The organism is Vibrio sp. Sgm 5 (assembly GCF_026241575.1).
Lineage (GTDB): Bacteria > Pseudomonadota > Gammaproteobacteria > Enterobacterales > Vibrionaceae > Vibrio > Vibrio jasicida.
Map to the genome: position 1 here is coordinate 34,349 of NZ_JAPHPY010000006.1, position 23,055 is coordinate 57,403.

Sequence of the window (23,055 nt, forward strand, 5' to 3'; positions counted from 1 at the left end):
CGAGTTTCGTATCGTCAGTTTTTCTCTACACTTGTTTTTAACTAGGAATAACTATGAACCACATGAAAAAAACGACTCAAGCCGCGTTGATGCTTATCATGACGCTGGCACTGAGCTTATTCTCGCTAATTGCCCAAGCACAAACGACAGACACGGGATGGCTGACCAACCCGCAGCATCCACCTGTGCAAACGCGCTTTGTCCTTACTGGCCAACACGATCCTAAAGCAAAAACGCTGACGGGATATCTCGATGTCAAATTGAGCGGCGACTGGAAAACCTACTGGCGTTCGCCGGGCGAGGGCGGTGTTGCGCCATCCATTGATTGGGAAAAATCACAAAACCTAACTAAGGTGGATTGGCAGTGGCCATATCCGCAGAAATATGAACTGCTTGGTATTGAAACGCTGGGTTACAAAGGCGACACGCTTTTCCCGATGACCTTGCACGTTGAAGATATGACTAAACCTGTGACGATTGATGCGACATTGACGCTTTCTTCGTGCACAACGATTTGTGTCCTGACGGATTACCATATTCAATTGTCCTTCATGCCTTCTGACTTACAAGTCGATGAAGGTGTGATGTTCAGCTATGCGCAAGCGGTGAGCAGTGTGCCTCAAGCTTCGCCATTTATTGACGTGACAGAAGCAAACTGGGATGCAAACCAATCTAAACTACAAATCAAACTGACCAATTCACAAGGTTGGCAAAAACCAGAGGTGCTGGTTGATGGTGTTGATGAAAACACCAGCGATTACAGTTTCAAACTGCTTGGGCTGCACCAAGAAGGCAATACCCTGATAGCAAACTACAAAGTAAACACGTGGCTAGGTGATGTGGAACTGGATAACCAATCGGTTTTCGTTTCAATTAAAGATAGCAACTTGCTAGCAGAAGAAGTGGCACCTGTTAAAACAGGATTGATCACAGAGACGTTGCCAAGTACATCACTGGTGAGCATCTTCCTATTTGCGTTGCTCGGTGGCTTGATTCTCAACATCATGCCTTGTGTGTTACCGGTTCTAGGCATGAAGCTAAGTAGTATTGTTGCCGCGCAGGGGGTAGAACGCCGCCAAATTCGGACACAATTCATCGCGTCTTCATTAGGTATTTTGACTTCGTTCTGGATCTTAGCTGGCTTTATCTTGGTGCTTAAGCTTACAGGCAGCGCTATCGGCTGGGGCGTTCAATTCCAAAGCCATTGGTTCCTTGGTGTGATGGTTTTAGTTACTGCACTGTTTGGTGCCAATATGTTGGGCTTGTTTGAGATTCGTCTTTCTTCAGGTACCAATACTTGGTTGGCGTCAAAAGGCGATAACTCGTTAGTGGGGCATTACGTTCAAGGCATGTTTGCGACACTACTAGCTACGCCTTGCTCTGCACCTTTCCTTGGCACAGCGGTGGCTTTCGCATTGGGTGCTGATGTCATCACGTTATTCGCAGTCTTTACCGCACTTGCGATTGGTATGGCGCTGCCATGGATTTTAGTGGCGATCTTCCTAGGTATTGCCTTAAAACTGCCAAAACCGGGTCAGTGGATGAATGTCGTAAAAATCGTCTTTGGCATCATGATGCTGGCAACTAGCGTTTGGTTGTTGTCATTGATGGCAAACCACTTACCAATCTTCTGGGTTATCTTGATTGGCTTGGTAGCGTTTATCGCGATCATGGCACGTGTGAAGCATATTTATGGCAACAAAGCCTTAGCTATCTCAGGAAGCGCCTCTTTGATTCTGATCGCTGGTGGTTTGGTGTTAGGCAGTGTGACTGCAAATCATTGGGCTACGCCATTGCCAGAAGATTTGGCTTGGGAAAAACTCTCTAACGAAGCCATCACTGAGCACGTGAAAAATGGTCGTGTGGTATTTGTCGATGTGACGGCAGATTGGTGTGTGACCTGTAAAGCCAACAAGATTGGTGTGATCTGGCAAGATCCGGTTTATTCACTGTTGCAAAGTCCGAACGTGGCGACACTGAAAGGCGATTGGACACATCCGAACGGCTCAGTGACCGACTTCCTACGTGCACACGGTCGCTTTGGTGTGCCATTTAACATCGTATATGGACCAGCAGCGCCAGAGGGTATTCCTTTGCCTGTGATACTGACTGACGATGTTGTGGTGAAAGCAATCGAACAAGCAAGTGGAGGCACGATTAAGTGAACACAGTAAAAAAGCGCAAATCGCTGAAATACTGGCTTAGTCAAGCGTTGCAAATGGTGCTTATGGTGACCGTGATTTCGGTCGCCATGGATTGGTATCGCACCAAAGACATTCCTAAAGAGCAAGCGCCGCCGCTAAGCGTAGTCATGGCTGATGGTGAATATATGGACGTGATCGCCAAAAGTCATGAAGAGCCCGTTGTGGTCTACTTTTGGGCAACCTGGTGTCCGGCATGTAAGTTTGTTAGCCCAAGCGTGAGTTGGCTGAGTGATTACTATGAAGTCGTCACTGTGTCAGGTGCGTCAGGTCCGCAAGAACGGGTAGACCAATTCATGCAGGCGAAAGGTTACCAGTTCAACAACATCAACGATCCGAAAAGTAGCATTATGCAAGAATGGAGCATCAGTGTGACGCCCACTATCTATGTATTAAAAGATGGAGAGGTGAGCTCAATCACCACAGGAGTCACAACGCCAATTGGCATTCTGGCAAGGGTCTGGATGGCATAAACTAATGTGTAGCACGTCGACCTTTTTCACGCTTTTACAATGACATAAGTGTGTAGGTTAGTATGGCGTGCTACATTTGCAGCGTTCAACGATCAAGGAGGAATCATGGACGTTGCCACAATGTATGATGAAGTATCTGAGCGGTATCAGAAATTAATCGAAGACAGCCAATATGTTGGTCCGCGTTGGATAGATGGGAAGCTAAAAACGCTTAATCTCCAACAAGCTTCTGCTCTTGATTTGGCTTGTGCCACAGGCAGCATCGGGGAAGTTATCAAAACTCATTACCCAGAAGTTACTCTGCATGGCTTGGATATCTCATCCAAAATGGTCGATAAAGCACGCGAAACAAACCTCTATCAAAGCGTCAGTGTTCATAACCTCGACCAACCTTTCTCTCCAATTTTCAATCAAACCTTCGACATCATAACCGCGCTTGGTTTCACGGAGTTTCTTGCCAAACCCCAGTCGTTACTTCAATGCATTGCTAACAAGCTCAATGCTGACGGGCGCTGTTTTATCAGTTTCCAATGTCACGACCCAGATGGAAAAGACCTGCCAAGAAATACCTACAGTGGCGCGGTTGTACATACCGCTTACACCGAGAGTGAAGTCCGTGAATTCAGCCAAAACGCAGGGCTTGAAGTCGTATCACTAGAAAACCTCGTTGGTTACACATCAGGTGCTGGCTATGTATGTCGTTACCTGCTCTTGGAGCTAAAAAAGCCAAGTTAATTAACTGTCACGGAGAGCAACATGCAAGGATATCGTATTAGCACAGCCTTCGAAGAGATGGATTTGGATTGCATCCATCAGTTCATTTCACAGAGCTATTGGGCGAAAGGAGTGCCAAGGGACACGCTAGATAAAGCGATACGAAACTCCTTTTGCTTTGGTGTGTTTACCGAGTCGAATCAGCAAATCGCGTTTGCTCGCCTTATTACTGACAAAGCCACCTTCGCTTATCTCGCCGATGTTTTCGTACTCCCTGATTACCGCGGCAGTGGCATTAGTAAGTGGTTAGTTTCTGAAATTGTGTCCTACCCAGATCTTCAAGGTCTACGTAGAATGATTCTTGCGACGCGCGATGCACACGGCCTTTATGAACAGTGCGGCTTTAAGCCTATTGAGCCTGTCGAGAACTTTATGCAGATATGGCAACCTGATGTTTATCAAGAGAAGATAGGTTGATTCAACAGATAAGTTGCCAATTACCTTCTATATTGAATTCATGGATTTACAGATAAAAAGGACGATGATGCTTAACCGTAAAGAAGTATGCGTACTTGCTGATTTTACATCGATATTTGTAACAGAGGTCTATGCAGAGGAGAGACGTTTCTCTGCTCACGAAGACAACTATTTATTGCCTTTCTATACGGAATCAAAGGTAAATCAAGAGCGCTTCGCTCCGCTTAATCCTAACGGTCATGATGCGAAAGATGTCATGGTTCAGTTCCAAATCAGCATGAAATACAAGTTACTGGTTTTTGGTGATGATGGGCTTTTTGTCTCTTACACCCAGCGTTCTAACTGGGAGGCATACGATGATTCTGCTTACTTTAGGGATGACCAATATAATCCTGCCGTCTTCTATCGTTGGAACTTAAACCCTTGGCGCATTTCGCTTGGTTTTGAGCATCAATCCAATGGTGCGGGTGGAAATGATGAAGTCAGTTGGAATCGCGTATACCTAGATAACAAGTGGCGCTTTGACTCTGGCTTTGTCCGTTTTAAGACGTGGCTTGATGTTGGTAGTAACCATTACAACCCGGATATCGTTGATTTTCTTGGTTATGGCGAGCTAGAAGCAGCTTGGATTTCTGAAAATGATCACAAACTAAAGTTCACGGTATCCAACGTGTTTACAAAAGATTGGGAAAAGGGTTTCTATCGCGCATCTTGGAACTTCCCCGTTTATCAAGGGCTAAGAGGTTACATGAAAGCAGAAACAGGTTACGGCCTAACAATCTCTAATTACAACTTCGACGAAAGTGCGTATGGAGCTGGATTTGCGTTCGACTTTTAGTGGCCAACCTTTAACACCCAAAGAAACTTGTTCGAGAGGGAAGTGAATGAGGGTTGAAGCGCAAGATGTGGCAATTAGGTACCTTGAAGAAACAGATGCCGCTCCTTTGTTTGAAAATTATCTTGGTGATGAACAAGCGTGTTTGTATCTCAATCGACAAGTACACCAAAGCTCAAACGAAACGTTACAAGCGATCGATGGCGATCTCAGTACGAGTTGGCTCACCCTAATTTCTTGGTACTCGCAATTGAAGAAAGCGCAACTCAAGTTCCCATTGGTTGCTTAGTCTTAATCCCTGAAAACAGTCATAGCGAAATTCACTTTGGGATCTCTAGAAATTATCAAGGTAAAGGGTATGCGACTCAGGCGTGTAAGCTCGGGATTGAGTATCTGAAAAGTATCGGAGTCGAGCAGATTCATACAGCGCCTCATATCGACCATCAAGCCAGTATTCGCGTGCTCGAAAAATGTGGATTTAAGAAACAAGGTGTGTTGAAAGAGTATGCGGTGTTTCCTGTCCTTAGCGACGAACTTCAGGATTGTTTGGATATGCAGCTAAAAGAGTTGAAAGCATGAAATGGCTAATATGCTTAATGACTCTCATTGGATCTGAAGCAGTAGCAAATGAGAGGCTTCAAACTGCTGTTGAAGAGACTCCATACTCGGCTGTTGTGGTACTAACTGGTTTTGAGGGACCGGAGCAAGACGGTGGAGATAACTACTATAAGGTTCAAGCTAAGGTACTGGATGGAATTCGAGGCCGTATTACTTCCAACATCACTTTCGATATGTACACAGAGGTTGGAGATCCCCCTAAAATTGGAATTGATCCAATAATCATCACTCTCTGTCATGATGAGCAAGGGTACTACTGGCCGGGAACAGGCTCTGAATTCAAAGCCACCAAAGAACAAATTTTGTTAGCGAAAGAAGCCGCTAAAAACCTATCTGACCAGCAAAGAACCTTTGCACAATGTGACCAGTAGAATCTTATTCATCTAAGCCCAAAACTCGTGTTTTGGGCTTTTGTTATTTAGGCGTTATTGAACCTGCTCGTCTGGGTGACCCCACATCAATGGTTCTGCATAAGGGCCTTTGACTGATGAAGTGGAAAAATCAAGCATGATAGAAACGGATACTGTAAACCTCTGTCTAATCACACAATTACCATTACTTTTTTCTACAAGCATCAAACCTCGTTATTGTCTCATCCACTAAAGCGGTTCAACGTCATTAGGAGACACCATGATCGTTACCACTCTCGTTGATAATTCTCGTCTTGAGCACAGAACCGATCTCTGTGTCGAGCGCGGTTTATCGCTGCATATCGACACTGAAGGAACCAAACTGTTGTTTGATATGGGCAGTGGGCGAACGTTTTGCGACAACGCGCCTTTACTAAATATTGATATTCAAGAAGTGGACCTCGCCGTTATTTCTCACCGGCATCATGACCATTGCAACGGCACATCTCATTTTCTAGAGCAAAACGATGTAGCCAAAGTCTACTTAAAGTCGTGTGGAGATCAGGATTACTACTTTCGAGCTTTTGGTTTCAAGAGTGATGTTGGTATGGACAAAGCTTTGTTAGACACAACAAATGACCGCATAGTGCAGGTCAGCGAAACGACGCAAGTTGCTCCAAATGTTCATGTGATTACCAAGATCAGCGACAAGTACCCACAACCCAAAGGAAATCAGTACCTCTATACCCAATCGAAAGACGGCGGTTATGAGCAAGATGCTTTTGAACACGAGTTACTTTTGGTGATCAAGGAAGAAGATGGCTTGGTTGTGTTCACGGGATGTGCGCACAGCGGAGTATTGAACATGATTCAAACGGCCGTTGAGCTGTTTCCGAACGACAGGATCAAAGCGGTAGTGGGTGGTTTTCATCTTGTCGGCTTACCCGTATTTAATAGCATTGGCGGCACTAAAGACGACATCAAAGCATTAGGGGTAGCGCTATCTAGATACCCTGTTGAGAAGTTTTACACGGGCCATTGCACGGGCATGAAGGCGTATCATTTACTGAAAGAAGTGCTTGGTGATCGTCTGGAGCATTTGCCAACGGGTCGTTGTGTTGGGGTTTAATCATCGCCCCTGTTAACGTTTATGATTGTGAGCGAGCCAAATTCCAATCTCAGCTATTCATCTTGCCTATTGTCAAAGCACCCTGACAAAACCTTACCAAATATGACAGTTTTAGCGGTTTCAAACCACGGTATCCTTAGAACTTTATGTTCACCAGATGGTCACAAGACTACAAAACAATAATTGGAATCAATAATGGCAAAAACTTGGCTTGTCGCTGCTGTGAGCGTTGCATTACTTGGCGGCGGTGCGTATTTCTATCTGCAATCTTCGGCTCAACCAGAGGCGTTTCCGACGTTGGCAGTGGAAAAGGGAACCATTGAGAAACAAGCGGTGGCAGTCGGCAATATTGTCCCTGCACACTCAGTATCTATTAAGTCACAAATCGATGGTATCGTGGGCGAGATGTACGTTCAGGTCGGTGAAAAGGTCAAGCAAGGCCAACCATTGATTAAGGTTCGTCCGAACCCGACGCCTCAAGCGCTTACTGATGCTTCAACAGACTTAATGCGCAGTGAAGCGGACCTCGAATCAGCCAAACAAAAGCTCGCCAACCTAGAAAGCTTGGTGAAGCAAGACATCATTCCAAAGAATTACGATGAATACGTTAGTGCGCGTTCAACCGTGAAATCGGCTCAAGCGAACGTACTGCAAAAACGCCAGAACCTCGAATTAATTCGCAGCGGTGAAGCTTCTATTGGTGACGCTCGTTTAACCTCAACCATTTATGCACCAATTGATGGCACAGTATTAAACCGTAAAGTCGAAGTCGGTGAGCCAATCATATCAACTGAATCTAGCCAGGCCGCGACAGAAATGATGTCTCTGGCGGACATGAACAGTTTGATCTTCAAAGGTAGCGTGAGCGAGCATGATGCCGCGCAGCTTTCTCCGGGTATGCCAGTTCTACTAACCGTGGCGCCGTATCCGGATGTGGAAATCTCTGGTGTGCTAACCAAAGTGGCGATTCAATCAGAAAACCTAAATTCGCCTGAAGGCAATGCCTCTGCAAAAAGCTTCGATAACGGATTTGAGGTCGAAGTGGGTGAGCTGAAGATCCCGAAAGAAGTATTGCTGCGTTCGGGCTTTTCATCAACGGCACAAATCACACTGAAGAAATCTGAGAACGTATTAACCTTGCCAGAACGAGCGCTGCAATTTGATGGCGATACGCCAAACGTATTGATCCCTGATAGTTCAGAGCAAGGCTTCCACAAACAGGAAGTGAAGCTAGGCTTGTCGGACGGCATCAATGTAGAAGTGTTAGATGGTGTTGAGCTAGATGAAGAGATCATCGATAACAGCATGATGATGGGAGCCGCACATGGCTAAGCTGCACTTATCTAAAATTGGTGTTGCGATCTTAGCGGCAACACTCAGCTTACCAAGCTATGCAATTTCGATTGAACAAGCGTGGCAACAGGCAAAGCAAAGTGATCCAAATTACGAGAAAGCCAAAATTGGTGTTCAACTTGGTGAAGTGGGTGTCGATGCAAGCCGTAGTTCACTCTTACCCGGTTTGAGTGCGACAGCATCAGCGAATTGGAGCGAATCTGCCGACAATACCAATAGTTATGGGGCATCGCTTTCTCAAACCATTTGGGACAGCAGCTTGTGGTCGGATCTAGACCAAGCGAATGCCAACTACATCAAAGCTCAGCTTGAACTGGCTCAATCACATAATGAATTAGCACAAAGATTGCTTTCATCGTATTTGGATGTTGCGAGTGCACAAGGTGATTTGCAACTGGCGCAATCCAAGTTGGAAGAAGGCAACAAACTGCTGAAGATCATCGAGAAGCGTTACCTCGCGGGTAAAGTGAAATCGGTGGATGTCGAAGAGATTCGAGCAACACAAGTTGCGGACAGAGCCGGTATCTTGAATGCGCGTTCTGACTTAGAAGTGAAGCGAGCTGAACTGGCTGCGTTGATCAATCAAATCCCGCAAAACGTCGATCAAATTCGTACTGATTCGCTTGTTCAACCGCCCTTGCTGGTTGACTCTCAAGAGCAATGGTTAAAGCTCGCGAAGGACAGTAGTCCAGAACTTTTAGTGGCCGCGCAAAACGTGAAAGCCAGCGAGTTTGCCAAAGATTCTGCACAAGGTGGGTATTACCCGACGTTAAAAGGGAACGTTGGCTACAACGATGATGACCGACGTAAAGACGGCGAGTTCAATGCAGGCATTACACTGAGTGTGCCCATTGATTTGAACGGCGCAACACGAGCCAGAGTCGATGAGGCGTCACTCAATACCCTAAGTGCAAAGCAAGATCTACGTCGAGTGGAAATCGATATTCAAAAGCGCGTGATCCAGCAGTTCACTCAAGTCGACATCAACTGGAACCAAGTTTTGATGGCGGACGAATTGGTTACTTCTCGTGAGAAAGTACTGCGCAGCAAAGAGAAGCTTTATGATGCGGGTTTGCTCGAAGTATCAGAAGTGATTAGTGCACACAACAGCTTGTTTGAGGCGAAAAACAGCCTACAAACCAACTTGTACAACTATTGGCGTCAGCGTATCGGCTTGTTGCAAACTGCAGGTAAGTTAGATGACGACACCATGGCTCTGATCTCTCGAGCGTTTAATTCATGACCAGTTTATTGCAGCAAACCTTATTGCAGCAAACATGGCAAACGCTGATGGCACATCGCATGAAAAGCATGCTCGCCATCATTGCCATTGCGTGGGGCGTAATATCTGTGGTGGTTTTGATTGCGCTGGGAGAGGGCTTTTATCGCCATCAAACTCAGCAGTTGTCGTTTATGGTCAATAATGTGCAAGTTGCGTTTCCATCGAGCACCAGCAAACCTTGGCACGGATTACCTTTACGACGTCAGATTCAGATCCCGCAGGATAAAGTCGATATAATCAAACAATCTGGCTTTGTAAAATCTGCATCCAGTGTTTATGCCAAGTGGGATGCAAACATCACCAATGAAAAAGGCCAAAAACTCACGAGTTTTGTTAGCGGCATAGACCCGTACTATTTCTCATTGATTCAACGCAAGTTGGAGTCAGGTTCGCGTAATCTGTCACCCAGTGATATTGCCAATCACACTCGCGTAGCGATTTTGGGCGACCAAATTGCCAAAATGGGTGAAATCAGTATTGGTCAAATGGCCAAAGTTAACGGCGTGCCCTTTTTGGTGATCGGCATTATGAAAGACGAAGATGCGGGCATTTCATTTGGTGATAGCCGTAAAGTCTTCATCCCTCAAACTACCTACCTTGATTTGTGGGATGCCAAACCGTGGATGCTGCTACTCAAGCCTGTCGACGGTTTGGATGGCAACGCATTCCGACAAGCCATTGTTAACTTCTATGCCAAGCAATTGCACTTCGACCCGACCGACAAAGAAGCGATTAACTTGCCAGACTTCAGCGAGGGCGCAGCGGTGATCACGGGTATTTTTCGTGGCATTCAAATCTTCCTTGGGGCAAGCGGTGCGATGACCATGGCCGTTGGCGCTCTTGGTGTCGCGAATATTATGTTCCTCTCTGTGACAGAACGAACGCGAGAAATCGGCGTGCGCTTGGCGATTGGTGCAACGCAAAAATCCATACTCAACCAGTTCATCCTTGAAGGACTCATTTTGGTGGCGGTCGGTACAGCTCTCGGTTTAATGGTTGCTTATTTAGTGGTCGCATTGCTTGGCTCCATTACCTTACCGGAGTGGTTAGGTTTTCCGGTTATCACGCCAGACTCTATCGCTTGGTCACTGTTAGTTACGTTGGTTCTGGCATTGCTGGCGTCTTACTTTCCGGCGAGGCGAGCATCGCGTCTCACCCCCGTAATTGCATTAAGTGCGAGGGCGTAATCATGTTGCTACCGATGAGACAAATCTTTCAAGAAATGGCAGCAGAAAAGCTGCGTTTGGGTTTAACCATTCTTGCTGTGGCATGGGCGACCTTGTGTATCGCTGCAATGCTTGCCGTGGGCGAGGGCATTCGTCAGGGCGTATTGAGAACCGCGCAAAATGGCAACGGTAATCTGATTTACTTAACCGGAGGTATGGCGACTGTCGATTATGGTGTGTTCCACCAAGGTAAGTTTCTAACCTTAAAAGCCGACGATACCGATGTCGTTAAAGCCCTACCAGAGGTGAAAAGCGTTGCGCCAACCGCAGTATGGGATGAGCGTATCACCGTGGACGATAGAGGTTCATGGCAAGAACCCTTAGCGGTCACGACGGATTTTGCGTCCATGACCAATCTGATCCCAATGGATGGCGGTCGTTGGCTCAATCCGCTCGACCAAAAGCAGATGCGTAAGGTGGTTGTATTGGGTTATTCACTTGCCGCGGATCTGTTTAATCCTAATGAAGACTTCAGCTGGTTTGCTCCTGTGACGTTACAAGCCGATCCAGTGGGTAAAAAGGTCAAGATTGGCAGTGAAGAGTTTACTGTAATTGGCGTGTTGAAGAAAAACAGTGCTGAAATCGAACAGGGTGATCAAATTAACTACGCCAGTTTTGTGCCGTTAGCCACGTGGCAACGCTTTCATACTAATGGTGATATTGGCGGTATCAACGTAGAGCCGAATGCTAATGCAGATCGTGAAAAACTCGCAGAGACCATTCGTCAGGTGATTGCTCGTAAACATGGTGCCAGTGTGAGTGACGAGCAAGTCGTCCAAGTGGAAGACATGTTCCTTAAACAGAAAAGCATGCAACAGTTCTTAGTTGGTCTACAAAGTTTTCTTGGCATCATTGGCTTTGTCACGCTTGCCGTGGCGGGCGTCGGGATTGCGAATGTGATGTACGCAACCGTGAAGCGTTCAACCAGAGACATCGGCGTGCGCATGGCCGTTGGTGCTACGCCAACCGCGATTCGTCTGCACTATTTGGTGCAATCGCTGATGACCATGATGTTAGGTGGCGCATTGGGATTAGGCGTGACTTACGCGCTTGTTAGCGCAACTAGTGCGATTAATTTAGAAGGCAACATGTTTTATGAACGCCTTGGCAGACCCGTTCCTGAGCTCTCTTGGATAGTCGTTGCAATTGTGATTAGCACCTTGGTGTTTATTGGCGTTGCATCTGCTTGGTTACCTGCTAACCGAGCAGCAAAAGTGAGCCCGTTGGAGGCGCTGCAAAGTGAATAATAAAAAGAATTCTGGAGAGAAAATGTCAAACGCCCCATTGGTTGAGCTGACTAACATTTGCAAATACTACGCAAGCGGAGAGGCCGAAGTGCGCGCTCTAGATGGCGTCGACTTAACCATAAACCAAGGGGAGTTTCTGTCGATTCTTGGCCCATCTGGTTCGGGTAAATCGACTTTGATGAACATGCTTGGCTGTTTAGATAAACCAACCGATGGCCAATACCAATTGGGTGGTCAAAACGTCGCAAGTTTAAGCCCGAACGAGCTAGCCGGTATTCGTAACCAAAAGATAGGTTTTGTCTTCCAAAGCTTTAACTTGCTGGAATACGCCACAGCGTTGGATAACGTGGCTCTGCCGTTGGTTTACTCTGGCATCAAAGCCAAAGAACGTCGCCAGCGTGCCGCTAAATTGCTAGATCAAGTCGGGTTAGGGGATCGTCTCGACCACAAACCAAATCAGCTTTCTGGCGGTCAAAAGCAGAGAGTGGCGATTGCAAGAGCCCTAGTCAACGATCCGCAAATCATCTTAGCGGATGAACCAACAGGGGCATTGGATTCGAAATCTGGCGCAGAGATTGAAGCCTTGTTCAATCAACTCCACGCTGAAGGCAGAACCTTGATCATCGTGACGCACGATAACGCCCTAGCTGAGCGCACCAAGCGCATCATCACCATCAAAGATGGCAAGGTGATCTCGGATAGAGTGCCTGAGTAACCTTCTTTATGTTTGCTAAGACTCAGCGCATAGGGAAATAACGCTTAGAGGGCAATGATGGTTGCGGAAATCATCATTGCCCTCTATTTAAACAGAGCCACCTCAACGATTTCTGTGCCTCATAAATACACTCGCCCCAAATCTCTTTAAAGAAGTACTCTGATCAAATCAACAAAACAACGACCATGGCTAACAGCCCGCCTTCATTGCTTTGGTTAACCTTGCTGCATACAAAAACAAACAAAGAAAGCAGGTAGTTATGCAAGGTATTACTAATATCTCTCCTATCAGTCGACCAATCATCACTGCGCCAGTCAGCCAACCACAAAACCAAGTTCAACTTGGTGGTTTGAGTGCAAGCACGCAAATGACGCCAGATGCCATTCGCAACTTGATGCTGCAACAGATGAATAGCGGTGCTACCGCAAACCCAGCACCGATCAGTTCGTTTTCTCTGCAAAGCGCGACACCGGAACAAAGCGCAGAGCCTCGCTCAAAGCTACAAAACTTCAAAACAGCGGTACAAACGCTGGGCGACCGTATTTTGCACGCGCTGGTCAGCACTAAAACCGCTTCATTGCGTAACTCAGCAGCAAAACACAACGGCGAAGTGACCATGCAAGTCTCTCAGGTAACGGGCAGCATCAAAAACGCCATCCTAAAAGACACCAACACCTCTGGCGGATGTTGTGAAGCACTGAGCGCTCATTGGATGAAGGCACGAGCAGAAGGCTCTAACCTTGGCGAACAGCTATTTCAATCAGGAACGGCAAGCGACAAAGGTAAGCTGAACAAAGAGACAATGCAGTCTGTCGCGCAACTGCAAACCGATGGCATGGTGGGTTATGACCAAGAAGCGATCACAGAAGGTTGGCTAAGAAGCAACAACATTGAATCGCCTTACCGAGAGCTTGGTGCTTTATCACGTGTGCATGGGCAAACAAGTCGTGGCCGAAATGGTGCAGCAGAACTTGCGGCGAAAATCGTTGATAACGGCCCTAAAACATCACTATTGAAGAAGATTGGCCTCGAAGGCCCAAGTAATGCGCACGCCGTTGCCGCCGCGGTTGATGGGGAAAAAGTGACCTTCTTTGACCCGAACTTCGGTGAGTTTTCTTTCCCAAGCAAGGAAGACTTCACCAGCTGGTTTGTTCAGGATTTCTGGCACAAATCAGGCTACGACTTACCGAAATTCGGCTTATCGGGAGAATTCAGCATCGTCAACTTGGAGGCTAACCACTAATGACAACCACATTCGATCACCTAGTTAAACACTTTTTCGAAAAGAACGGCCTAGAGAACCCAACCGCGCAAGATGGTATCTATAGCCTGTTGATTGACCAAAAGTATCAACTTCATTTCACGCATCAGAATGAAGAGTGGATGGTACTGTATGCAGAACTTGGTGAGGCAAACCCGATATCGGAGCAGCTGGCGAAGAGCAATATCTTTGGTGAATACTGGCCTGCGCACGTTGTATCGCATCAAGAAAACAGCGCTGTTTTATGGTCGCAACAACCGATGGCGATGCTGAATGTCGCAGCGTTAGAGGCGTGGACAGAGTGCTTTATTCAAGATCTTGTTGAAAAGCAGGCGGCGATTTCTGGTGTAGCGCCAACGCCAGCAAGCGCAGAGCTAACCAATATCCGACCTCATATGATCTCGGTGTAAACCCTAGAATCTAAATTCACAGGGCATAAGTAACGCCCGCATGATTGGGCGTTACTTGTTTGTGGTTTAAGCGCGGCTTTTAGCCAGTAGCTGATCCACTTTTCCTTTCGCTGTTTTACTTACCGTCTGCATAAACTTAAAGCTTGGCGTGGCAATGCCCGATTGCTCAAGCTCTTCCACCATCAGCAACCACAGCTTTGCCGTTACCTGGGCATCGGCTAACGCGCGGTGGAATACACCGTCGTTTTCGATGTTCTTATAACGAACCAACTCACCCAGCTTGTGTGACGATGCGTCTTGAATCAGGCGTCGTGCTACCAATAAAGAACACGCGAACTCGCCAGAATAACCGCAGTCGATTCGCTCTAACTCTGCATCCAGAAATCGCTTATCGAACGACGCGTTGTGCGCGATAAGATTCTCACCCGCAATAAATTCACTGAACGATGCCATCACTTCATCGCAACTTGGTGCTGTGCGCAGCATGTTATTGGTTATACCTGTGTAGCCCTCAATAAATGAGCTCACACGAAAGCCAGGATTCATAAGTTGCTGAAAACTATCGACCACCTCACCATCTACGATCTTAACCGCACCAATTTCAATCGCGCGATCACCCATATTCGGAGACAGACCTGTGGTTTCAAAGTCGAGTACGACAACGGAGTTAGCTTGAGGCATGAAGTTTTCCAACTGAACAATAAGGCGCAAGAGTATCGTTGAAAGTGTGGGAAAAGGGAAGGAGGCTGTATAAGCCCGCTAGCACACGTGTCTAATAAGTCATAAAGCTTAAAAACTATATTGTTCTCATCTTTGTTAATATCAAGTTAAATTGGCTCAATATTTGTTACCAATAACTTGTCAGTTGGAAAAAGTGTTTGAATTTATCTAAGGACCTATTCGAAATTAAAGGTCTAATACAAAACGATTTATATCCTCTTCAAGTTTGTTGTTATCAATGTAAACAACACGTTCAGCTTGTTTTATTGTCTCTAAACGATGTGCAATTATTACTCTAGTCATTGACATTTTTTTTATATTATCTCCAATGTCTAGTTCGTTTTTTACATCCAGGTGACTAGTTGCTTCATCCATGAAAAGTATTTTAGGTTTTTTATACAAAGCTCTAGCAAGTAATAATCGTTGTATCTGACCTCCAGAAAATTGATTTCCCATATCTCCGACAAAAGAACCATAGGACATTGGCATTGAGGTTATATCTTTATCTATGGATGCTGTAATTGCAGACTCCTGTGCCTTTTTTAGGTCGGGGAATGTGTCAAAAAACGTAATATTATCTAATACAGTACCAGATAAAAGAGTATCGTTTTGCATTACTGCAGCAACTTGTTTTCTATACTCATTCATACCGATATGTTTGATGTCTTTACCATCTACAAGCACTCTACCTTCCGTCGGTTCTAATAAGCCTAACATTAACTTGACTAATGTACTTTTGCCACAACCAGATTCTCCCACTATGGCTATTGATTCACCTGACTGTATAGATAAATTACAAGACTTAAAAATCCAAGGTTGATCTTCGGAATAACGAAAACTAACCTTTTCTAAGGTCAACGTACCCTTTAAGTCATTAATCGAAAATTGAGAATCAAGGTTTTTTTCAACTTTGGATAAGGCTATGTCAGAAATACGATCTAAGTGGAGTCTCATCATGCGGAAATCAATCATTTGCTCAACTAATTTTATTATGTGATCCGTAAACTGCTCTTTATAAGCGATAAACGCTAAAACCATACCAATAGTTAACGTGTTCTCCATGACAAGTGTTGCAGAAAAATATATAACTATAATTTTTTCTATTCCAAAAATAATATTGTTGGCTATTTTAAAAGTTATATCAAGTTTACCTAGTTTGATCTCGGAGTTTAACAGGTCTGCATAGTAGTTCTGCCACAAGTTTTGGCGCTTATGCTCACTAGTATGTAATTTTATAGTTTGAATACCCCTCACTGTTTCCAAAAAATTACTTTGCTCTTTAGCTGAAGACTGTATCATTTCATCAGTATTTCGGCGCAAGGTTGAATAAAGAGAAAAACGAGTAACGATATAAAGAAAAACTGCAATTAGAACAAAAGAAGTCAGCTTGAAGGAATAAACTAACATGACGAATAGTACAATAATAGACATAAGGCCATCTACAATTGTCTCTGTAACGCCGGTCGTTAATCTTTCTCTTATATAACCCAAAGACCCAAAACGTGATACAACGTCACCAACATGGCGTTTTTCAAAATAATTCATAGGTAAACGCAATAGGTGATGTAAAAGGTTAACACCCATTTGCATGTTTAACATACTTGAAAGTCTTAACACCAAGTAACTTCTAACAGCTGTTGAAATTACTTTTACAAAAACTAATAAACTAAAACCAATAGCTAGGACAAGCAGCAATGGAAAATCTTGACTTAATAAAACCTTATCAACTACAAGCTGCATATAATATGGATTAACTAAAGCTATAACTTGTAATATTAAAGAGATAACTATGAGCGATATTAAACTGGACTTGAAGCCAACAATTTTTGTCCACAACTGAGACAGCTTCATTCTATCTCGATTATCAGTTCGTTGAAAATTTTTTGTCGGTGTAAGTTCTAATGCAATTCCAGTATAGTGAGCACTAAACTCATCAATTGTAAATCTTTTTCTCCCCAAAGCTGGGTCATTAATGTAGATACCTTTTCTATCTACTTTTGTGAGTACAACAAAGTGATTCAAGTCCCAGTGTAATATACAAGGTAAAGTTAACTTTTTTATATCTTCTAATGGGCACTTTAAAGCTCGACTGGCTAAATTTAGCTTACTTCCCAGCAATATCATTTGTTGGAGGTTCATCCCTGATAGACTTGTCGTATGCATCTTTCTCAAGGACGCAATATCAAGTTTACGATTATGATAACTAGATATCATCGCCAAACATGCTAAACCACATTCAGCAATCTCATTCTGTAAAATAACAGGAGTTTTATAAGCACCAGAAAACTCCAGAAGCTTTAAAGGTTCAGACATTATCAAATTCTTCCTTTCAGACTATAGATGGGTTCAAACAGCCACTGAAAAAGTGAGCGTTTATCTAAGATAATATCCGCCTCGATTAGCATTCCTGCTTTCAAAGGAAAGTTTTCCCCATAAGCATTAATTGACTGAGATTTAAGTTTTGTCTGTACACGATATACAGGTTCGTTTAATGGAAATGGAGAATTAACCTCCCCGTCGAATAATAAGGATTTATCGACTATTGTCACTGTACTTTCAACAAAACCAAAGCGCTGATAAGGACAAGCATCAAACCTTAACCTAGCTTGATCATTCTTTTTGACAAAACCAGATGATCTTGTCGGAAAAAATAACTCAGCTACTAACTCCGCATCTTTTGGAATAACACTTAATAGGGGTCTTGTTTGGGTTAGTAATTCACCTTCCTTTGAAGCTATGGCTGTAATAATTCCTGAATCAACAGCTAAAATATTGAAAGAATAATTATTTTCCGCTTCATCGATTAGACGTTGGATCTCTGCAGTTTTCATCAATATTTGAGTTGATTTTAGTTTTTTTTCATGTGGTTTTTTTCTAATTATATGTTTGGTTTCATTAAGATTAGTTTGTAAGGAAATTTTTGTAGAATTTGCATTTTCTAACGCTTCTTCAACTAATAAAATTTCTTGTTCTCGTCGTTGTAGATCGATTTTCGAAACAAAGCTATTCTTAGATAGACGCTCGAAACGTTCGTATTCACTAGTTTTTATGGTTTTCTTTTTAGAAAGTAACTGTATTTTTCTTTCGGCACTACTAATTGATAGGTTTAAATCTTTTACTTTTTGTTCAAGAGCTTCTAATTCTTTTTCTATAAGATAGTTAGTTTCTAGCAAATCTCTCTCTAGTAGTCCTTTTTGCTTATTTAGAATGGAAATAACACTTTCACTTAAATCTTCTCCATTTAGCTGAGGGCGCTTTAGAACTACTTTAGCGATGACATCACCTTTTTTTACGACTGCTCCCTCACTAACGTATAGAGAATCTAGTACTCTAACTCGGTTAGGGTATATTTTTATTACACCAGTGTTTGGAACTAAATAACCTTTGACAGTCTCTTTTCTTGCATAGTTAGAGGTTGTTAGAAAAGCAACTAGAATTCCAAAAAACAGAAAAACAACACCAATAGTTATATGTATAGAAAATGGTTGTGCAAGAGTGATTTCTCCTAGTAATCTATTTTTTTGTGAATCTATAACTTCTTTGCGAAACATTGTAAATTCTCTCTTCATCAATTTGAATAACTTGGTTTTTATATGAAGAACACTCAACATAACAATAATATTCTTACTGATAATTTATTTGGGGTGAGAGCTAATAATATTATTGATAAATTTAATTATTGTATTTTAATTTATTTATGGCAAATAGACGTTAACAAAAAAAACATTAATATCAAAACTATAATCCTTTGGTTATTTGTCCTGCTTATGGTTTTGTGACTTTCTATCACATTGCGTTGCTTATATGTTGGATATTTGTATGCGCTTGTGTAATTTGTAAGATGCGTGACATGTTCTAGGAGCTTAATGCTTCTGAGTTCGAAGGTTGTCTTACCTTTGAGCTTTGTGTATCTAAAATGTTGCGACTCAGCCTTAGGCGTAACCATGTATGACAAGGAGATTAACAATGAAGGAATTAAGCTTTCAAGAAACTCAAAAGGTGAGCGGAGGTATTGCTCCCGCTTTAGCTCTTGCTGCATTTAGCGGTGGTGCTGCATTTGGTGCTGGTTTGTATACTTCCATTTATAACATGCTGAAATAAAGGAGATGATATTATGAAAGAGCTAACGTTTGATGAAGTAAAGGAAGTGAATGGCGGTATTGCTCCAGCAGTTGCTGTCGTTGGCTATTTTGTCGCAGGAACAGGTTTTGGCGTCGGTCTTGCTAGTGCTATACATTGGGCTATGAAATAAGGGGGCACCATGACTTTAAGTGATTCTGTCAAAGTTCTTGCATTTATTGTAGGTTCGGTACTGGGCGCTTCTATTTATGTAATGAACATTTAGGTAAAAGTTCTTTTATTCTTTTTAAATTTTAACCCGGCAGTTGTTTTCAGTTAAGCACTGCCGGACTTTTTTGGCGTACGATGCGATTAAAAACAGGGGGTTACAAAATGCACAAGAAAGTAATAGGTACATATTAAGCATTCAAAATGCTCTATTTTAAGAACTTAGCTTATTCCCTAATGTAGTTCTTCATGTCTCAATTAACACAAACCGAGCTATCTTGTCTTGTAGTCAGATTCTGTATTATTGTGGAATTCAGCTTCCTATCATAACGCTCTTCAAACCATGAAATTCCTTCATGTTCAACGTGAAGTATTACCAATGTTATTCAAGTAACGAAGCAAGTATAAAAAACAGACTGCTCTGGTGTTAGGCACTGTGACAGCTGTTTTTGAACTGAATTTTCGAAGTAAACGCTGCATACACCGACGATTGGGAAAAGCAAAAAACACAACCATCCCCAAGAACAGAGTTAGGAATCAGTCAGCGTTTATCTAAGGAAATAGGATACCAACTCACCATGAATAACGATTTCAACTTTGCTATTAAAAGCATCCGTTTTGATGAGAACTACCAACCATCAGACAGCACGCGAATCACCACCAACTTTGCCAACCTAGCTCGTGGTGACAGCCGCCAAAATAACCTTCGTAATGCACTGCGCATGATCGACAATCGTTTTAACGCCTTGGCACATTGGGATAACCCGAATGGCGATCGTTACAGCGTCGAGTTGGAAATCATCTCTGTGGATATGGATATTCAAGGCAGTGGTGAAGCGTTCCCTTCTATCGAAGTGCTTAAAACCAACATTATTGACCGCAAAACTAATGAACGTATCGAAGGCATTGTCGGTAACAACTTCTCTTCTTATGTGCGCGATTACGACTTTAGCGTTCTGCTGCTAGACCACAACAAAGACCAGCCTCAATTTAGCATCCCTGCTGATTTTGGTGAGTTGCACGGTAAGCTGTTTAAAGCGTTCGTGAAATCGGAATCGTACCAACAACATTTCCATAAGCCGCCAGTGATTTGCTTGAGTGTGTCGGACAACAAGGTTTACCGCCGTACTGACAACCAGCATCCAGTGTTGGGTTTTGAATACCAGCCAAACGAATCGTCATTGACCGAGCAGTACTTCAAAAAGATGGGCTTACAGGTGCGCTACTTTATGCCGCCAAACAGTGTCGCTCCGTTGGCGTTTTATTTCTTCGGTGACTTGTTGAATGACTACTCGAATCTAGAGCTGATCAGCACCATCAGTACCATGGAGACGTTCCAAAAGATTTATCGCCCAGAGATTTACAACGCGAATGCGGTAGCCGGCCAGTGTTACCAACCGAACTTAAAGAATCTCGATCACTCGTTAACCCAAATCGTTTACGACCGCGAAGAGCGCAGCCAGCTTGCGAAAGAGCAAGGGAAGTTTGCTGAGGAGCACTTCATCAAACCTTATCAAGCGATCCTTGAGCAATGGTCTGCAAATTACGCGTAATCAAAAACGAGAATCTAGAAGGGAATGACGATGAAAACACTATTACCGACTTCAACGGCGGGCAGCTTACCTAAGCCTTCTTGGCTGGCTCAACCAGAGACGCTTTGGTCTCCGTGGAAACTGCAAGGCGACGAGCTAATTGATGGCAAACGCGATGCGCTGCGTGTCTCTTTGCAAGAGCAAGAACTGGCAGGGGTCGATATTGTCAGTGACGGTGAACAAACTCGCCAACACTTTGTGACGACGTTTATCGAACATCTTAGCGGCGTAGACTTTGAGAACCGCAAAACGGTGACCATTCGTAATCGCTATGACGCGAGTGTACCGACGGTTGTTGGCCCAGTAAGCCGAACCAAACCTGTGTTTGTCGAAGATGCGAAGTTCTTGCGTCAGCAAACCAAACAACCGATCAAGTGGGCCCTACCGGGGCCAATGACGATGATCGATACGCTGTATGATGATCACTACGGTAGCCGTGAAAAGCTGGCTTGGGAATTCGCAAAGATTCTTAACCAAGAAGCCAAAGAGCTTGAAGCGGCAGGCGTAGACATTATCCAATTTGATGAGCCCGCATTTAATGTGTTCTTTGATGATGTGAACGAGTGGGGCATTGCCTGTCTAGAGCGTGCTATCGAAGGGCTAAAATGCGAAACCGCAGTACATATCTGCTATGGCTACGGCATCAAAGCCAATACGGATTGGAAGAAAACATTGGGCACTGAGTGGCGACAATACGAAGAGGTATTCCCTAAGCTGCGAAAATCCAACATCGATATTATTTCGCTTGAGTGTCATAACTCGCGTGTACCTATCGAACTACTTGAACTTATCCGAGGCAAGAAGGTGATGGTTGGCGCAATTGATGTAGCAACCAACGAGATTGAAACACCAGAAGAGGTTGCAGAAACACTGCGCGAAGCACTTAAGTACGTCGATGCCGACAAACTTTACCCATGCACCAACTGCGGCATGGCGCCTCTATCTCGCGAAGTTTCAACTGCGAAGCTAAATGCACTCAGCGCAGGCGCAGAGATCATTCGTAAGGAGTTGGCGGGTTGAGTATTTAGCGATACTCAATATTCAGTTATCAACCCCTAGATAAACAAAACCAAGAGCTCGGCTCTTGGTTTTTCTGTATTAATGACAAGCTTTTCTAAATCATTCTTTTAAGAAATTCCAACATGTTGGCTCTCGCTGGTGTCGGATTTTGCTTAATCAGCCTGTCCGTGAAGTCATACAAGCTTTCGCTAGTTTGCGAGCTCAGAGTTTCAACGCTTGCTCCATGATCAATGAGGTATAGAAACGACTCATAATCGTCAGATAAAACGGCACTGTGTAAAGGTGGAAGAGAAAGTCCGTCTAGGGTGTTGATGCTGTTGATATCTGCCCCTTGTTGTAGCAGCACATTGGCGACTTTGAACTTATTCTCATGATCTGAGTTCAATATCGTCATAATGCCAAGCTCAGAGTTGATTGAATCAATATAGCTTTCACTCAGGTTGAAGGTCTCGATATAGGTTAAGCAGGCGCTGTCATTGAAGAGGACAATATTGCTACCTAAAGCACAGAGCACAAGTCTTTCATCATCAACTGAGCTCGTGAAGAGAGTAATCGTGGCAACGGAAACAGCCAAAATTGCAGTTAACTTTTTTAGCATAGTTACGCCCAGAGTTTGAGTTTTGTGGTGAATGGATGGATTTTTAGTCGGATTGAGGCGACAAGTAAATAAGGGAGAAGGACGCTTCTGCCATCATGCGAAGAGCTTGTAAAAATGTTGAAATTAATAGAGTTATCGTTTCACAGGGGTTGTAATCTCATCACACATCGTAAGGCGAAAAGCACGCATTGAAAAGTACAGTAGTTTGCAAACCTCCACAGCACTTTGCGGGTAGATCCTGAATCATGCTCGTCGCTCGTTTTTCAGGATGACAAGCGTTGGGAGATACGTTACTCACATAGCCAACTATTTGGTTTGTATACAAGACAGGGTCATTCCAGCGAGTCTAGACGAGACTAGGAATCTGCTAACAACTCGCTTGGAAAATGGCGATAACCTCAGGACTTAATAGCACTCTTTGGGTAGATCCTAAATCACTCGTTCCTCGTCGTTCAGGGTGACGGACGTTGGTAGATACGTTGCTCGCGATATTTTTATATTTGGTCTGTATCCAAAGTTGGGTCATTCCAGCGAGTCTAAACGAGAC

Annotated in this window: 22 protein-coding genes and 1 pseudogene; 19 read left to right on the forward strand and 4 right to left on the reverse strand. The window is 43.9% G+C overall.

Annotated features, from left to right (window positions below; genetic code table 11):
* Positions 1-53: 53 nt before the first annotated feature.
* The 15 genes and pseudogenes from OQJ86_RS04965 (at position 54) to OQJ86_RS05035 (ending at position 14,291) form a co-directional block, all read left to right on the forward strand.
* Entirely contained in the window at positions 54-2,165 is a 2,112-nt protein-coding gene (locus OQJ86_RS04965; RefSeq protein ID WP_265986861.1) for a protein-disulfide reductase DsbD family protein, read from the forward strand.
* Positions 2,162-2,674: a protein disulfide oxidoreductase gene (locus OQJ86_RS04970; RefSeq protein WP_265986863.1), complete on the forward strand. Its 513-nt coding sequence runs from the start codon at positions 2,162-2,164 to the stop codon at positions 2,672-2,674. Before OQJ86_RS04965 ends, OQJ86_RS04970 begins: the two co-directional genes overlap by 4 nt.
* Before the next feature lie 105 nt (positions 2,675-2,779).
* Positions 2,780-3,409, forward strand: a complete 630-nt coding sequence (locus tag OQJ86_RS04975) for a class I SAM-dependent DNA methyltransferase (RefSeq protein WP_265986864.1) — start codon at positions 2,780-2,782, stop codon at positions 3,407-3,409.
* A gap of 21 nt (positions 3,410-3,430) precedes the next feature.
* Positions 3,431-3,865 carry a GNAT family N-acetyltransferase gene (locus OQJ86_RS04980; RefSeq protein ID WP_265986865.1) on the forward strand — a complete coding sequence of 145 codons (435 nt, stop codon included), beginning with the start codon at positions 3,431-3,433 and terminating at the stop codon, positions 3,863-3,865.
* A 67-nt stretch (positions 3,866-3,932) separates the two neighbouring features.
* Positions 3,933-4,703, forward strand: coding sequence for a phospholipase A (locus tag OQJ86_RS04985; protein WP_265986866.1), 771 nt, complete (start codon positions 3,933-3,935; stop codon positions 4,701-4,703).
* A gap of 46 nt (positions 4,704-4,749) precedes the next feature.
* A pseudogene (locus tag OQJ86_RS04990) lies at positions 4,750-5,279 on the forward strand (GNAT family N-acetyltransferase).
* 17 nt (positions 5,280-5,296) lie between these two features.
* On the forward strand, positions 5,297-5,689 hold the full coding sequence (locus OQJ86_RS04995) for a hypothetical protein (RefSeq protein WP_265986867.1): 393 nt from the start codon (positions 5,297-5,299) through the stop codon (positions 5,687-5,689).
* Positions 5,690-5,948: 259 nt separating this feature from the next.
* On the forward strand, positions 5,949-6,797 hold the full coding sequence (locus OQJ86_RS05000; protein WP_265986869.1) for an MBL fold metallo-hydrolase: 849 nt from the start codon (positions 5,949-5,951) through the stop codon (positions 6,795-6,797).
* A 195-nt stretch (positions 6,798-6,992) separates the two neighbouring features.
* On the forward strand, positions 6,993-8,129 hold the full coding sequence (locus tag OQJ86_RS05005) for an efflux RND transporter periplasmic adaptor subunit (protein WP_038870601.1): 1,137 nt from the start codon (positions 6,993-6,995) through the stop codon (positions 8,127-8,129).
* A complete protein-coding gene (locus OQJ86_RS05010; protein WP_038870603.1) occupies positions 8,122-9,393 on the forward strand; it encodes a TolC family protein in 1,272 nt (423 codons plus the stop codon). The genes OQJ86_RS05005 and OQJ86_RS05010 overlap by 8 nt, the downstream gene beginning before the upstream one ends.
* Positions 9,390-10,619, forward strand: a complete 1,230-nt coding sequence (locus tag OQJ86_RS05015; RefSeq protein ID WP_265986874.1) for an ABC transporter permease — start codon at positions 9,390-9,392, stop codon at positions 10,617-10,619. Before OQJ86_RS05010 ends, OQJ86_RS05015 begins: the two co-directional genes overlap by 4 nt.
* 2 nt (positions 10,620-10,621) lie before the next feature.
* On the forward strand, positions 10,622-11,905 hold the full coding sequence (locus OQJ86_RS05020; RefSeq protein ID WP_265986876.1) for an ABC transporter permease: 1,284 nt from the start codon (positions 10,622-10,624) through the stop codon (positions 11,903-11,905).
* A 22-nt stretch (positions 11,906-11,927) separates the two neighbouring features.
* Positions 11,928-12,620, forward strand: a complete 693-nt coding sequence (locus OQJ86_RS05025; RefSeq protein ID WP_181137897.1) for an ABC transporter ATP-binding protein — start codon at positions 11,928-11,930, stop codon at positions 12,618-12,620.
* A gap of 259 nt (positions 12,621-12,879) precedes the next feature.
* Positions 12,880-13,863 carry a YopT-type cysteine protease domain-containing protein gene (locus tag OQJ86_RS05030; RefSeq protein ID WP_265986880.1) on the forward strand — a complete coding sequence of 328 codons (984 nt, stop codon included), beginning with the start codon at positions 12,880-12,882 and terminating at the stop codon, positions 13,861-13,863.
* Positions 13,863-14,291 carry a CesT family type III secretion system chaperone gene (locus tag OQJ86_RS05035; protein WP_265986882.1) on the forward strand — a complete coding sequence of 143 codons (429 nt, stop codon included), beginning with the start codon at positions 13,863-13,865 and terminating at the stop codon, positions 14,289-14,291. Before OQJ86_RS05030 ends, OQJ86_RS05035 begins: the two co-directional genes overlap by 1 nt.
* 66 nt (positions 14,292-14,357) lie before the next feature.
* Here OQJ86_RS05035 and OQJ86_RS05040 read toward each other — a convergent pair whose 3' ends face one another.
* The 3 genes from OQJ86_RS05040 to OQJ86_RS05050 form a co-directional block, all read right to left on the reverse strand.
* Positions 14,358-14,972 carry a PolC-type DNA polymerase III gene (locus tag OQJ86_RS05040; RefSeq protein WP_265986884.1) on the reverse strand — a complete coding sequence of 205 codons (615 nt, stop codon included), beginning with the start codon at positions 14,970-14,972 and terminating at the stop codon, positions 14,358-14,360.
* A gap of 225 nt (positions 14,973-15,197) precedes the next feature.
* Positions 15,198-17,324: a peptidase domain-containing ABC transporter gene (locus OQJ86_RS05045; RefSeq protein WP_265986886.1), complete on the reverse strand. Its 2,127-nt coding sequence runs from the start codon at positions 17,322-17,324 to the stop codon at positions 15,198-15,200.
* A 2-nt stretch (positions 17,325-17,326) separates the two neighbouring features.
* Positions 17,327-18,562 (reverse strand): HlyD family secretion protein, encoded by a 1,236-nt coding sequence (locus OQJ86_RS05050; RefSeq protein WP_265986888.1) that lies wholly within the window; start codon positions 18,560-18,562, stop codon positions 17,327-17,329.
* 415 nt (positions 18,563-18,977) lie between these two features.
* Here OQJ86_RS05050 and OQJ86_RS05055 point away from each other — a divergent pair, with 415 nt between their 5' ends.
* The 4 genes from OQJ86_RS05055 (at position 18,978) to OQJ86_RS05070 (ending at position 21,910) form a co-directional block, all read left to right on the forward strand.
* Complete coding sequence (locus OQJ86_RS05055; protein ID WP_212582279.1) at positions 18,978-19,112, forward strand: class IIb bacteriocin, lactobin A/cerein 7B family; 135 nt, start codon at positions 18,978-18,980, stop codon at positions 19,110-19,112.
* 13 nt (positions 19,113-19,125) lie between these two features.
* The gene (locus tag OQJ86_RS05060; protein ID WP_265986890.1) at positions 19,126-19,263 is read left to right on the forward strand and encodes a class IIb bacteriocin, lactobin A/cerein 7B family; all 138 of its coding nucleotides are present in this window, start codon (positions 19,126-19,128) and stop codon (positions 19,261-19,263) included.
* Between the two features lie 613 nt (positions 19,264-19,876).
* On the forward strand, positions 19,877-20,851 hold the full coding sequence (locus OQJ86_RS05065; protein WP_265986891.1) for a DUF1852 domain-containing protein: 975 nt from the start codon (positions 19,877-19,879) through the stop codon (positions 20,849-20,851).
* Between the two features lie 30 nt (positions 20,852-20,881).
* Positions 20,882-21,910, forward strand: coding sequence for a methionine synthase (locus tag OQJ86_RS05070; protein WP_063344533.1), 1,029 nt, complete (start codon positions 20,882-20,884; stop codon positions 21,908-21,910).
* Between the two features lie 94 nt (positions 21,911-22,004).
* Here the strand turns inward: OQJ86_RS05070 and OQJ86_RS05075 are convergent, their stop codons facing one another.
* Positions 22,005-22,508 (reverse strand): ankyrin repeat domain-containing protein, encoded by a 504-nt coding sequence (locus OQJ86_RS05075; RefSeq protein WP_265986892.1) that lies wholly within the window; start codon positions 22,506-22,508, stop codon positions 22,005-22,007.
* Positions 22,509-23,055 lie beyond the last annotated feature (547 nt).

Excerpts from the sequence above, each read along its gene's own strand:
- OQJ86_RS05075 (WP_265986892.1), bottom strand. The coding sequence starts at position 22,508 with ATGCTAAAAAAGTTAACTGCAATTTTGGCTGTTTCCGTTGCCACGATT.
- OQJ86_RS05040 (WP_265986884.1), bottom strand. The coding sequence starts at position 14,972 with ATGCCTCAAGCTAACTCCGTTGTCGTACTCGACTTTGAAACCACAGGT.
- OQJ86_RS04985 (WP_265986866.1), top strand. The coding sequence starts at position 3,933 with ATGCTTAACCGTAAAGAAGTATGCGTACTTGCTGATTTTACATCGATA.
- OQJ86_RS05060 (WP_265986890.1), top strand. The coding sequence starts at position 19,126 with ATGAAAGAGCTAACGTTTGATGAAGTAAAGGAAGTGAATGGCGGTATT.
- OQJ86_RS05025 (WP_181137897.1), top strand. The coding sequence starts at position 11,928 with ATGTCAAACGCCCCATTGGTTGAGCTGACTAACATTTGCAAATACTAC.
- OQJ86_RS05050 (WP_265986888.1), bottom strand. The coding sequence starts at position 18,562 with ATGTTTCGCAAAGAAGTTATAGATTCACAAAAAAATAGATTACTAGGA.
- OQJ86_RS05030 (WP_265986880.1), top strand. The coding sequence starts at position 12,880 with ATGCAAGGTATTACTAATATCTCTCCTATCAGTCGACCAATCATCACT.
- OQJ86_RS05010 (WP_038870603.1), top strand. The coding sequence starts at position 8,122 with ATGGCTAAGCTGCACTTATCTAAAATTGGTGTTGCGATCTTAGCGGCA.
- OQJ86_RS04975 (WP_265986864.1), top strand. The coding sequence starts at position 2,780 with ATGGACGTTGCCACAATGTATGATGAAGTATCTGAGCGGTATCAGAAA.
- OQJ86_RS05070 (WP_063344533.1), top strand. The coding sequence starts at position 20,882 with ATGAAAACACTATTACCGACTTCAACGGCGGGCAGCTTACCTAAGCCT.
- OQJ86_RS04980 (WP_265986865.1), top strand. The coding sequence starts at position 3,431 with ATGCAAGGATATCGTATTAGCACAGCCTTCGAAGAGATGGATTTGGAT.
- OQJ86_RS05005 (WP_038870601.1), top strand. The coding sequence starts at position 6,993 with ATGGCAAAAACTTGGCTTGTCGCTGCTGTGAGCGTTGCATTACTTGGC.
- OQJ86_RS05020 (WP_265986876.1), top strand. The coding sequence starts at position 10,622 with ATGTTGCTACCGATGAGACAAATCTTTCAAGAAATGGCAGCAGAAAAG.
- OQJ86_RS05065 (WP_265986891.1), top strand. The coding sequence starts at position 19,877 with ATGAATAACGATTTCAACTTTGCTATTAAAAGCATCCGTTTTGATGAG.
- OQJ86_RS05055 (WP_212582279.1), top strand. The coding sequence starts at position 18,978 with ATGAAGGAATTAAGCTTTCAAGAAACTCAAAAGGTGAGCGGAGGTATT.
- OQJ86_RS05000 (WP_265986869.1), top strand. The coding sequence starts at position 5,949 with ATGATCGTTACCACTCTCGTTGATAATTCTCGTCTTGAGCACAGAACC.
- OQJ86_RS05035 (WP_265986882.1), top strand. The coding sequence starts at position 13,863 with ATGACAACCACATTCGATCACCTAGTTAAACACTTTTTCGAAAAGAAC.
- OQJ86_RS04995 (WP_265986867.1), top strand. The coding sequence starts at position 5,297 with ATGACTCTCATTGGATCTGAAGCAGTAGCAAATGAGAGGCTTCAAACT.
- OQJ86_RS05045 (WP_265986886.1), bottom strand. The coding sequence starts at position 17,324 with ATGTCTGAACCTTTAAAGCTTCTGGAGTTTTCTGGTGCTTATAAAACT.
- OQJ86_RS05015 (WP_265986874.1), top strand. The coding sequence starts at position 9,390 with ATGACCAGTTTATTGCAGCAAACCTTATTGCAGCAAACATGGCAAACG.
- OQJ86_RS04965 (WP_265986861.1), top strand. The coding sequence starts at position 54 with ATGAACCACATGAAAAAAACGACTCAAGCCGCGTTGATGCTTATCATG.